The 10,269-nt window shown below is 41.7% G+C and carries 14 protein-coding genes; 9 read left to right on the top strand and 5 right to left on the bottom strand.

The features are described 5' to 3' along the window. A partial coding sequence (gene mobF / locus CFPU101_RS24485) for a MobF family relaxase (protein ID WP_206818397.1) occupies window positions 1-1,457 on the bottom strand: 1,457 nt, incomplete at its 3' end. Between the two features lie 369 nt (window positions 1,458-1,826). Between mobF and CFPU101_RS24480 the strand changes: the two genes are divergently transcribed. The 4 genes from CFPU101_RS24480 (at window position 1,827) to CFPU101_RS24465 (ending at window position 4,210) form a co-directional block, all read left to right on the top strand. Then, window positions 1,827-3,023, top strand: coding sequence for a ParM/StbA family protein (locus CFPU101_RS24480; protein ID WP_206818395.1), 1,197 nt, complete (start codon window positions 1,827-1,829; stop codon window positions 3,021-3,023). Then, window positions 2,995-3,405 carry a hypothetical protein gene (locus CFPU101_RS24475; protein ID WP_206818393.1) on the top strand — a complete coding sequence of 137 codons (411 nt, stop codon included), beginning with the start codon at window positions 2,995-2,997 and terminating at the stop codon, window positions 3,403-3,405. The genes CFPU101_RS24480 and CFPU101_RS24475 overlap by 29 nt, the downstream gene beginning before the upstream one ends. A gap of 2 nt (window positions 3,406-3,407) precedes the next feature. Beyond that, the gene (locus tag CFPU101_RS24470; protein WP_206818391.1) at window positions 3,408-3,932 is read left to right on the top strand and encodes a hypothetical protein; all 525 of its coding nucleotides are present in this window, start codon (window positions 3,408-3,410) and stop codon (window positions 3,930-3,932) included. Window positions 3,933-4,054: 122 nt separating this feature from the next. Then, window positions 4,055-4,210, top strand: coding sequence for a hypothetical protein (locus CFPU101_RS24465; protein WP_206818388.1), 156 nt, complete (start codon window positions 4,055-4,057; stop codon window positions 4,208-4,210). Window positions 4,211-4,304: 94 nt separating this feature from the next. Here CFPU101_RS24465 and CFPU101_RS24460 read toward each other — a convergent pair whose 3' ends face one another. The 4 genes from CFPU101_RS24460 to CFPU101_RS24445 form a co-directional block, all read right to left on the bottom strand. Further along, window positions 4,305-4,991, bottom strand: a complete 687-nt coding sequence (locus CFPU101_RS24460; RefSeq protein WP_206818386.1) for a hypothetical protein — start codon at window positions 4,989-4,991, stop codon at window positions 4,305-4,307. Beyond that, complete coding sequence (locus CFPU101_RS24455; protein ID WP_206818384.1) at window positions 4,991-5,215, bottom strand: hypothetical protein; 225 nt, start codon at window positions 5,213-5,215, stop codon at window positions 4,991-4,993. The genes CFPU101_RS24460 and CFPU101_RS24455 overlap by 1 nt, the downstream gene beginning before the upstream one ends. A 57-nt stretch (window positions 5,216-5,272) precedes the next feature. After that, the gene (locus tag CFPU101_RS24450; protein ID WP_206818383.1) at window positions 5,273-5,884 is read right to left on the bottom strand and encodes a hypothetical protein; all 612 of its coding nucleotides are present in this window, start codon (window positions 5,882-5,884) and stop codon (window positions 5,273-5,275) included. A 94-nt stretch (window positions 5,885-5,978) separates the two neighbouring features. Continuing rightward, complete coding sequence (locus tag CFPU101_RS24445; RefSeq protein WP_206818381.1) at window positions 5,979-6,347, bottom strand: hypothetical protein; 369 nt, start codon at window positions 6,345-6,347, stop codon at window positions 5,979-5,981. 246 nt (window positions 6,348-6,593) lie between these two features. Here CFPU101_RS24445 and CFPU101_RS24440 point away from each other — a divergent pair, with 246 nt between their 5' ends. From CFPU101_RS24440 to CFPU101_RS24420, 5 genes are all read left to right on the top strand, one after another. Further along, on the top strand, window positions 6,594-7,139 hold the full coding sequence (locus CFPU101_RS24440) for a helix-turn-helix domain-containing protein (RefSeq protein WP_206818379.1): 546 nt from the start codon (window positions 6,594-6,596) through the stop codon (window positions 7,137-7,139). Further along, window positions 7,132-7,362 (top strand): ParA family protein, encoded by a 231-nt coding sequence (locus CFPU101_RS24435; RefSeq protein WP_206818377.1) that lies wholly within the window; start codon window positions 7,132-7,134, stop codon window positions 7,360-7,362. Before CFPU101_RS24440 ends, CFPU101_RS24435 begins: the two co-directional genes overlap by 8 nt. Window positions 7,363-7,630: 268 nt before the next feature. Continuing rightward, window positions 7,631-8,389: a ParA family protein gene (locus CFPU101_RS24430; protein WP_206818375.1), complete on the top strand. Its 759-nt coding sequence runs from the start codon at window positions 7,631-7,633 to the stop codon at window positions 8,387-8,389. Next, a complete protein-coding gene (locus CFPU101_RS24425; RefSeq protein WP_206818373.1) occupies window positions 8,386-9,327 on the top strand; it encodes a ParB/RepB/Spo0J family partition protein in 942 nt (313 codons plus the stop codon). Before CFPU101_RS24430 ends, CFPU101_RS24425 begins: the two co-directional genes overlap by 4 nt. Window positions 9,328-9,527: 200 nt before the next feature. Next, complete coding sequence (locus CFPU101_RS24420) at window positions 9,528-10,250, top strand: helix-hairpin-helix domain-containing protein (protein WP_206818371.1); 723 nt, start codon at window positions 9,528-9,530, stop codon at window positions 10,248-10,250. Window positions 10,251-10,269: the final 19 nt, after the last annotated feature.

The raw sequence follows: 10,269 nt of genomic DNA, 5'->3' as shown, positions 1-10,269 counted from the left end.
ACATTTAATGAATTGGTATTAGTCGTAATTCCTAGTTCTTTTTGGAGTTGAGAAGCCGCCTCGATAGTTGGGGAAAAACCCCGAATTTCAATTCCTGTCCCGTCTAACTGTCGCTTGAGTTCTCCTAAAGCGGTTGTTTTACCAACACCTGATAGACCGTGAATAATCTGATGGGTGTCGGATGAAGTTAGAGTTAATGCGATCGCTTCCGCTTGACCTGAGTTGAGCTTAGTTCCTTCTAAGTTAGGAGCAGGCAATAGAGGAGTTGCTTGTCCTTGACCCTTCATCCATTGCCCAACGGTTTCAATTTCTCGCTCAATTGCGCCAACAGTGGTGAACCGTCCTCCTTCGACAGAGATTAGTTCGGGGTGAGAGTTAATCGCCTGATCCAGTTCTGATAAATGAAAACTTTGAATGTGGTTAAAAACATAGTGGTAAATCTCTTCTCGCGCTATAGCTACTGAGCGTTCCTCAAAGTGAGCGATCGCGCTATTTAACGCCTCTGAAGCGGTTTGACAACCCAACAACTGAACTTGATTGTCTGAGGGGGATGGAATCTGTACGCCAATCAGATCGGCTTGGTCTTTCCATTGCTGTTGAAATTCTTCTAAAGATTGAGTGATGTGTTTCGCCTTGCGAGTTGTCAGCGTTGCCCTGTCTCGATTTTCAGGAGTTACTTCTAAACCCTGTTTTTCAATCTGTTGGATGATCGAACGCGATCGCTTACTAAAGGCTTCAATATCGCCTCGTTTAATTCCCTCGATCTCAAACCCATCTTTAGTTTCATAGATGGAGTAACCTAATTCCTGAACTTTTTGGGCTAACTTTTGTCGGTAAAGGTTTCCGAGCCATCTTTGCCGTGAGAGAGCATCGTTGTGGAGACTTCGCCAAACGCCATCATCTCCTTTTGTCCCATTCATGATGACGGCATGGGTGTGAAGTTGTAGGTCGCCGTCTCGTGAGGTGTGATGGGGGATTAAAGCAACGATCGCATTGTCGGCTTTAACAACCTGCCGTTCTCCGTTTTTTTGGATTCGGGTCGTCAAGTATCGTTGTCCAACTTCATCAAGGACTTCCTTGACTGATTGGGTATGAGCCTCAAACAATCGCCAGTCCTGACCAATATGTAGTGCGATCGATACACTCTTCGGAGCCGAAAAGGTTAGATCTTCAGCCAGTCGTTCTTGTGATTTTGAATGAGTTTTTGTCCCTCGAATGCGATCAGTGGTTCCTAGCTGATGTCCATATAACAGGGATTTAAAATCTTCTTTAGTAATAATGCCCTCTGGGCCTAACGCTTTAGTTCCTATTTCATGCCAAACGGCTGTCGTTAATTTCTGAAACTCAGTAAGTTCTGTCGAGTCCGTCTGTTCTAATTCCGAGGCTAACGACTCATCTTCAGTGTAGTATTCTTCTTTTTCTCGAATGCCCGACTTGATGGTTTTGATCGTGAGCATAAGTTTTGGCTAATATGCTACAAAAAGTTTCGTTTGGTAATACAAAATTAAACCCAAAATTTCTGCGTGAAAAATACGTGTAAGTGAACTGGGGTGGCGAGTGGTGTGGTGCAACTAAACTTAATATGATCATGAAGGAAAACCACATAAAAGTCAAGTATAAAGAGCCTTTACGCAAATTGTCATACAAAACCATAAACAAATGGACAAATCAGGTCAAATCAGGTCAAATCAGGACATCAATAAATTAAGAGTTAACGACTTTTTGAAAAAGAGTATGGCACAATGGGGAAAAGGCAAGAGACAACTATTCAAATAATCGTTCTCTTGGCCAAAAAGCTAGTTTTATTTTTTGTCATTCTTGAACTAATGCTTTCTGAAATTAAGAGCAAAGTGATCATCGATCCAGGGACAAGTGGAACAAAGGCGATCGTAGAGTATTTAAAAGATGAGTTCCCTTTTGAGCGAGTTGAAAAATACTTTTTAATCGAGCCATCAGTTCGGCAACTGACGGAAGCCACCTATCGGCATTTACTTGATGGTGCGGGTGAGTCAGTGGGTTTAGGTTCAAACCTAGTGTCTTATTTAGATCCCAAGGATGGAAACCGTGTCTATTTTGAAGTAGGGGAAACGGCAGTCAGACTGGGGCTGATTACAGTAAGCGATCGCAAGTTTGAGAAGCTGCTGGCTAAAGTGTTGGTTTTTTTAGGATATCTGGTACGTTGTGAATTACAGACAACGGAGCAAGTTCATGTAGAGTTAGGAATTTTGTTGCCTTTTGATGAATATGAAGATCGAAGGCTCTTAGCTCCCTGGCTCAAGCAAATTCTAGGAACGGTAGAAGATGAATCAACAGTAGGATTTGAATTTAACGGAGATCGGTTGACCAATATTCGCTTAAAAACAATTGAATTTAAGCCAGAAGGATACGGCATCTATCAAGCGCATCCCTCTGAACGGGTAGCGGTACTGGTCGTGGGGCATAGTGATAGCTCATGGTTGTACTTCAACAATGGGAAACTAATCACAGAACGATCAAGAACATTTCCAGGGACGGGGATGCACGACTTTATTACAACTTTGCAATTTCCGATTACCTACGAGCTAAAAGCGGCTGAATTTTTAGCCAAAGCCGGAAAGAATCTAAATCCTGACATCCTTTGCCATCTGACGCAAACCAAAAGTCCCTCAGAGATTGGTTTGTTACAACAAGCAATTAAAGAGGCCAAACATCAATACTGGGTGGATCGGCGATCGCAGTTTAGTTCACTGGATTTATCGGGATTGAGTTGTATTTTAACGACGGGTGGGACGGCTAACTTTTTCTCAACCGAACTTGATGGGTTGTTCCAAGAGTTGTTCGGCATTCGCTTACATTGGTGTAAATCGCTCATGCTAGAATTTTTCGAGCGTTTCAAAATGGAACGTAAAAGTGATTTACTCCATCGATTTGCCGATTGCTATGGGTACTATAAAGGGTTATCGGGAGTAAAAGCGACTCAAAGCAAAACGTTAGAGGCAACGAAGGGCGGGAAAAATGCCAAAGCAGTATCCTCTAAAAATTGAGACGACTTTTATCGAGACTAAACCAGCAGGATTAGCCGCCAAGTATTTAAACTCAGGTGAAATTCAGCTAAGGGCAGGAGTAGAAATAGCGATCGCGTGTTTGTTTGCACCGCTTGGAGCCGCTTTATCGGGAGCGAGTCGAAAAGACATTGAACAACTGATCGCAATTTCCCGAACTCAGAGCGAGACTTACTTTGCCCTAGCCTTAAATCGTTGCCAGGACTTCTCTTCTAGAGAAACTGTGGTAGGCACCCCTGTCAACCCCAACGATGCCCCCATTAACCGCGACTGGAAGGAAGACGTTTTTCTCCCCCTGGGGGGGCGGAGTACCGATGACTTTGATTTTGAAGAAAACCTAAATTTTGATGATGAGGAATTTTAATCATGAACGAAGCAATTAAAGAGATTGCCAACAAGTACGAAATTATTGAAGAAAGGATCTCGGAAATCTTAGCGGGAATGAAGGTCAAGAATCCTGGAAAACCCACAAAAATTCAATTAGAGGGCTTTGAAAAAGTCTGCATTTTGATTAAAGAGGGAAAAGGGGTTGAGGAGGCAATAGCGATCGTTGTTGCGGAGGCTAAAAATAACTCGAACTCTACTCAAGTAGAGACACAACTAGGAGAAGAAGGGTTAGAAAAATTAGTTCTCGAACTGGCTGATCAGGCGGCGGAGACAATGCTTTCAAGTATTGCTAATCTCGCCTTAATTCCGCTTGAGCAATATCAGCGTATAAAAGCTTTATTTATTAGCCGATATCAAGCTCAGATAATTGAGCAATTGCAAAATCCTCAATATAGACAACAATTTTTGGCTTTAATGACTGGAGATAATGAGGGAAAGTTGAAATTATTGAGCAACACGGACTCGACGCTCGCCTTGCTCAACAGTGGGTCTTCCAGCAGTTAATCATTTTTTGTCAGGAATTTTCAGGGGCATTAAAGCTAAAAGAAGAAGCCATTCGTTTAAATGAAGCACAAAATCGAGAAGAAGAACGACATCGCCGTGTGATGCGTCAGGAAATACAATTGATGTGCAGTTCGTTGTTTTCCTTGATGCTGGTTTTGTTAATCGGTTTGGGACTAGGGGCGATCGCTGGGGTCAACATCCCTGATGGTACGGCTTGTTATCGGGATAATCTAGCCTGTCGATGGTTGAGAATTCGTCATCCGAAAATGATTTTGTAAAGGAAAGTTAACAATTTTTCTTTTGTTGAATCGAGCGATCGTAAACCTGAACACACTGCCCAGGCTTGATCGAAGCTTTAAGAAAGGAGGCTGCTTAACATAATAATTTTTCCTCTCTTACAATTTGTTGATATTGGTCAAGTCTTTCTAACCATTGGGCTTGACCTTGTTTCATGTCTTCAGAGTGAAATTCAAAAACTTGAGCGATTCTGCCAGGAAGGGCGATCGGAATAACAATTTTAGAAATCTCGATGTTAAAGAGGAATTCAAAAGCCAGTTGATAAGCTGCACATTGAAGTCTGTATCGTGTCAGCCATTCGCGGCGTTGATGACGATGGCTACTCTTAAAATCGACTAACGCTATTGTTCCTTTATTCCATTCACCAACCCAGTCAAGAGTTCCCGCATAGCCAAGACGAGGTTCATAAACGGCTAACTCAACTGCTGCTACTCTCTCACTGGTATTGGGATAGATGATGCTTGTTGTTTGACCCGCTATCTTGAGCCAAGGGAGAATCGAGTTCCAGTAGGGCTGAATCTCAGGGTCTAGAGAAATGGGCGGTTGACCTGTGTTAATCAAATAGGCAATCGCTTCATGTAGAAGTGTCCCTCTTCGGGCGGGATAGGAGTTAGGGTGCTGACTACGCCATTTTTCAAATTTTAGGCGATCGGCTTCTGGAGTAGTTGCATCAAGAATCAGATTTACACTGGGTAATAAACCTGAAGGGGTTTGATAGAAACGGCCGTTAGGAGTATCAACACGGGTAATGTTCAAGGTCATTATGTTAGCTCCCAGTCGAGACAATCGTTAATGTTTGTATAGCTTTGAGTTGGAACATCGGGGCGTACTGCACACATTAAGTAGGCATTTTGGTTAAAGAAGACACAGTTTTTACAAGCGTGTTTAGTCTGTTCCCTTTTTTGGCGTATTTCAGCGTTGACTTTAATAATAATGCGGTTAGTAATTTCCGATTTTTGGCAGATTTGAGCCAGATTACTCAGCATTGCCATTTCTCCTGAATGATTTAAGGAGAGGCTAGACTGACTAGCCTCTCATAATAGTTATTTACGAGACGGTTTAACGGATTCAGTTGGCTCACCTTCAGAATGAAGAGAACGTACTATTCGTTCAATTTCTTCTGGTGTTAGCCCATCAATCGGAATAAGTTTAGTTGAAAGGTCAACCAGTTGAGGGCGTGACAAGAGAAAAGAAGCAATTAAAGAAAGTTGTTTTTTTTCAGGCTCCGTCTGACGTTCGCGCCAGTCCCATTTAATTGAATAGTAATTGCCGTATTCGTTGGAATGCTTCTCAAATGAAGCAAGAAAAATCCCTTCGGCGGGTTCTCCTGATTCCATCAATTCGGTGACTTTTTGAGAAAACTGGGTGATGCTGCGGGTCTTAATGTAAGTATAGCAGACGGTATTTTTGGGTAAATTTTCACAATTTGGTGCAGGGATGAACCAAACTTGAAACCATTGGGTATTTTGGGTTTTTCCTAATGTCCCGAAAAACTGTGCAACTTTGATGATTGATATTTCAATGGTGTTGCCTCGAAAATCATCATCACCGATTTTCCATTGTCCAGTCGAACAGTCATTACGCACCGCATAAGGGACTTGGGGCATGAAAATCGAATCTTTCGGTCTTTGTCCGAAAACGATTAAGGCACTCATGTTAATTTAATTCCTTGTTCTTGTGTTTTTTTTGTCGTTTTGTGTTGGTAATCAGACAAAAGGAAAATTTTTCAGGATTTCCCTCTTGCTTGAATTAGATTTCGTCGTAATAATTTGAGGTGGAGTTGAAGTCGATTAGCTCATCCTCTTCAAACCATTTGAGATCACCATTTTTTTGGATTCCGTAGAGCCAGTAAGGAGAATCTTTGAAGTCTCCAGTCACTTTGCTTTTAATAGCGTTGAGGCGCATGGCGGTAATCGTTTGGGGAATCAACTGAGGAGCGGCACTCAAGATTACTCGTTGTAAGTAAGTGAATCGGGGAACGGGGATCTCGTATTCGCTCGTTACTTGAAACTGAATCATGATCTCCTGCTCAATTGGTTCGAGTTCGGGTTCGTAGTAGTATTCGGGGTAGGGAATGCCGCCTACAGTAACCCACTGGTTGAGAATAGCTTGTGTCATAATTGATCTATTAGTTTTATTGAACAAGAAGTCATTCGACTTCTTTTTATCTATCTGTATTGTACGAAACTTTAAAGTTTCGTACAACTTTTCTTATAAAATCTTTACAAAGAATCGAAAAGGCTTCAACGCGCTCTTTCTGTTCTAAAAAAGCCGAATGGAAATTAGAAGTCTCTGTCCGAAACTACAATGTTTTGCTAGGGTTAAGATTGGAGCGTCATCAAAAAGGAAGCTCTAATACTCAAAATGCCCGTTACTGTACCCTTACCTGGAAAAAATCTCATTTTGCAGTTTGAAAGTAAGCTTCCGCAAGTTTTAGCGAAGCTGAACCTCAACCTTTTAGAGTCAAGAACCAACATCCGACGAAGCACATGGCACTCGCTTAGGAATAATCAGAATCCTAAGATGCTTGACGTATATAACTTGTGCGTCCTGATCGGAGCAACCCGTCTTCCGCTCGGTGACTATTTTGAGATCTATGAATTAGTCGATGGCAATAAAGGAATCAGTCGCCTGGGAAATTGTCAGATCCCTGAGACAATCCCCCTAACGCTTACATCGAATCTTCCCTCATTATTGCAAGAGAAAAATTTGAGGCAGGTACATCTGGTTAGCAACACTAAATTAAGGGACAGTACGGTGATCAAATATTATTACGGACACTTCAAGCGATTAGAAATCGAAGTAGTGCTGACCTTGCTTGGTTATCTTGAATGTGATTTCTGTCAATTGTTCAGTTTTTCTAAGGGACTTGATAAAGCAGCTATATCTAAGTGGAAAGATTATGACTAGAATTATCGCGCTGATCAATTTAAAAGGTGGGGTTAGCAAATCAACCACAGCCGTTTATTTATGTCGTCATTTATTAGGACAAAATTTAAAAGTTGCCTTAGTGGATGCCGACGCGCAAACAACATCATCACAATGGATCGATAACCTAAGTGAGAACATCCCTCTCAAGAAAGTTTATCGAATTACCGAACCCGATCCCTTACTCGATATGCTGCCTTCTTGAACTGAAAATTTTGACTATATTATTATTGACGAAGCGGGAGATTTTGCTGAAGTTCAACGAGCAATCCTCTTAATTACCGATTTAGTTTTAATTCCGATTCAACCTTCTTTTCCTGATATTTCTGCTTCTCATGAAGCACTCGCCCTTGTAGATAGAGTGCGATGCCCTTCGCTGCGCTTTTCAGCAATTCTCGAATTACCAAGCAACTAGATTATTATCAAAGTGCAGTAAGATTAAAACGGATAAATTCCCACGAGATCTCTATTTTATGACGACTATTATTTCAGTTTTTAATCAATCTGGAGGAGTAGGTAAGACAACGATCACCCATAATCTGAGTTACCATCTGGCAGTTAAAGAACAAAAAGTCCTAGCGATTGACCTTGATCCACAAGCCTCCCTTACTTCTTTTATGGGATTAACTCCTCAAGATCTAACAGAAACAGTCTATCGCTCTCTCGTTGATAATGTTCCTCTGCCTCGACACTCAAAAATTCATCATGTCAACTTAGATTTGGTTCCAGCCAGTATCCAATTGAGTGCTGCTGAAAAGCAATTAGTGACGTTAGTTATGAGAGAACTACGTTTAAAAAATGCTATTGTTCCTTTTTTAAAGGAGTACGATTTTATCCTCATTGACTGTCCTCCTAGCTTAGGGATTCTTTCTATTTTGAGCTTGGTTGCCTCAACTCATGTTCTTGTCCCGATTCAAACTCAAAGTAAAGCGTTTGAAGGAACTGATCTGCTACTCAAAACCGTCTCAGAAATCAGACAGTTAGCTAATCCTACACTTAATTTTGCTGGATTTATTCCTACCATTTATGACCGTCGTACCAGTCACCAGTACCAAGTTAATCAGTCAATTGGAGAGCAGCTATCTGCCTTGGCAACCGTTTATGCGCCTCTCCCTTATACGACTGTTTTCCCTGATGCCAGCCAGCGTCGCCTTCCCCTCGCACTTTACCGCCCTTCTCACCCAGCCGTCGTTACTCTTTGTTCTATTGCTGAAGGACTAATGAAACTATGACCACTCAAAATTTGAAGCTTAACAATGTTGCCCTTTTTTTAGATGCTGAAGCTTATAGTAATGTAGAGTACCGTGAGTCACCGACTCAATTGATTCCGTTAGGTAAAATTAGTCTGCCATCTTCTCAACCTCGCAAGTATTTTGATCCTCCAACTCAACAGAAGTTAACCGAATCGATCCGTCAGCATGGAATCTTGCAACCGTTGATCGTGCGCCCTATTGCTCAAGGATATGAATTAGTAGTTGGAGAAAGACGGTATCGTTCAGCTACTGAGTTAGCTCTGTTTGAAGTGCCTGCTCTTGTTAAATCGCTATCGGATCAAGAAGCTCTCTCGCTTGCTCTAATCGAGAACTTACAACGGGAAGATCTAAATGCTTTTGAAGAAACTCAAAGCATTCTTCAACTTTTAGCTTTAACCCTTGAAAAGGAGGAAGAAGAGGTTAAAAGTCTTTTCTATCGCATGAATAATGAGGCTAAAGGATTGGCTAACCAAAACGTTTTGGTTAGTGAAGAGATGAAAAGCGTAATCGAGGTATTTAAAGCTATAGGGACGATGACGTGGGAATCCTTTGTTAGTAGCCGATTACCTCTTCTTAAGCTTCCCTCAGATCTTCTTAATGAATTGAAACGAGGACAAATCGCATATACAAAAGCGATGGCGATTGCTAAAATTTCGGATGAAGAAAAACGCAAAGAAATTCTAGCGATGGCGATCGCTCAAGATTGGTCGCATCGACAAATTACCGAAAAAGTCAAAGAATGGCAAGCATCTATCACAAAAACTCCTAAAACTAACATCACACCCAACCAACGAGTCAGTCAGTTAGCCAATAAGCTCAAAACGCAGAATTGGCGCGAGCGCCCTGAGCTTTGGAAGCAACTGGAAAAAAAATTAGCTACTCTCGAAAAGTGGCTAGATGAAAATTTGGAGCCTTAAGCTTTTTTCGGTTCAACAGATGTTGACCAAATTCTCACCCATTTACGCTGATTTTTATTCCGCTTGCTAACTGGAATTCTTTTAATAGTAATTTTTACATAACTGTAAAACAGTAACTCAATTCTTTTAAAAGTTAGTACATTTGTTTAGAAACGATGGGAAACGCTTACAATGAAATTGCTACCTGTAGATTAAAAATCATGCCAAGTTCTGCCTCTCTTGGACAGTCTAAAGCTTCAGAATCCTTGACGGGAGTGATTGAGCGTATTACCTTCCATGCCGAAGACTCAGGCTATACGGTAGCACGATTGAAAGTCTCTGGTTTTCAAGACTTAGTAACAATTACTGGTAATTTTTCCAACATCCAAGCGGGTCAAACTCTGCAACTAAGGGGACATTGGCAAAACCACCCGAAACATGGACAGCAATTCCAAGTCGTGCAGTACACCGAAACCAAACCAGCGACATTGACAGGGCTTGAAAAGTATTTGGGCAGTGGGTTAATAAAAGGAGTTGGGCCAGTTACCGCAAAAAGAATTGTGGCTTGCTTTGGGTTAGAAACCTTAGAAGTGATCGAAAACCGTATTGATCGCCTCATTGAAGTAGAAGGCATCGGACGAAAACGGGTGGCTCAGATTCAAAAAGCTTGGTCAGCCCAAAAAGCGATCAAAGAGGTGATGGTGTTCCTGCAAGGTCATGGTGTATCAACACTTTATGCGGTAAAAATCTTCAAACAATATGGCGAAAGAGCGATCGCTGTTGTCACCGATAATCCTTACCAACTAGCCGAAGATATTTTTGGCATCGGTTTTATCACGGCGGACAAAATTGCTCAAAATCTAGGAGTATCCCCCTGGTCTAAATTTCGCTATCAGTCAGGACTGATTCATGTTTTGGGTGCAGCCGCCGAAGAGGGTCACTAGAACTCTTGCAAAAGTCAAG

This window comes from Chroococcus sp. FPU101, from assembly GCF_017312365.1.
Classification (GTDB): domain Bacteria; phylum Cyanobacteriota; class Cyanobacteriia; order Cyanobacteriales; family Microcystaceae; genus Chroococcus.
The sequence above is the reverse complement of the archived record's forward strand: the minus strand, read 5'-3'. Positions and strand labels throughout refer to the sequence as shown.

Coding starts and splice junctions, on each gene's coding strand:
- CFPU101_RS24480 (WP_206818395.1), top strand. CDS start 1,827: ATGCTTTCTGAAATTAAGAGCAAAGTGATCATCGATCCAGGGACAAGT.
- CFPU101_RS24475 (WP_206818393.1), top strand. CDS start 2,995: ATGCCAAAGCAGTATCCTCTAAAAATTGAGACGACTTTTATCGAGACT.
- CFPU101_RS24470 (WP_206818391.1), top strand. CDS start 3,408: ATGAACGAAGCAATTAAAGAGATTGCCAACAAGTACGAAATTATTGAA.
- CFPU101_RS24465 (WP_206818388.1), top strand. CDS start 4,055: ATGTGCAGTTCGTTGTTTTCCTTGATGCTGGTTTTGTTAATCGGTTTG.
- CFPU101_RS24460 (WP_206818386.1), bottom strand. CDS start 4,991: ATGACCTTGAACATTACCCGTGTTGATACTCCTAACGGCCGTTTCTAT.
- CFPU101_RS24455 (WP_206818384.1), bottom strand. CDS start 5,215: ATGCTGAGTAATCTGGCTCAAATCTGCCAAAAATCGGAAATTACTAAC.
- CFPU101_RS24450 (WP_206818383.1), bottom strand. CDS start 5,884: ATGAGTGCCTTAATCGTTTTCGGACAAAGACCGAAAGATTCGATTTTC.
- CFPU101_RS24445 (WP_206818381.1), bottom strand. CDS start 6,347: ATGACACAAGCTATTCTCAACCAGTGGGTTACTGTAGGCGGCATTCCC.
- CFPU101_RS24440 (WP_206818379.1), top strand. CDS start 6,594: ATGCCCGTTACTGTACCCTTACCTGGAAAAAATCTCATTTTGCAGTTT.
- CFPU101_RS24435 (WP_206818377.1), top strand. CDS start 7,132: ATGACTAGAATTATCGCGCTGATCAATTTAAAAGGTGGGGTTAGCAAA.
- CFPU101_RS24430 (WP_206818375.1), top strand. CDS start 7,631: ATGACGACTATTATTTCAGTTTTTAATCAATCTGGAGGAGTAGGTAAG.
- CFPU101_RS24425 (WP_206818373.1), top strand. CDS start 8,386: ATGACCACTCAAAATTTGAAGCTTAACAATGTTGCCCTTTTTTTAGAT.
- CFPU101_RS24420 (WP_206818371.1), top strand. CDS start 9,528: ATGCCAAGTTCTGCCTCTCTTGGACAGTCTAAAGCTTCAGAATCCTTG.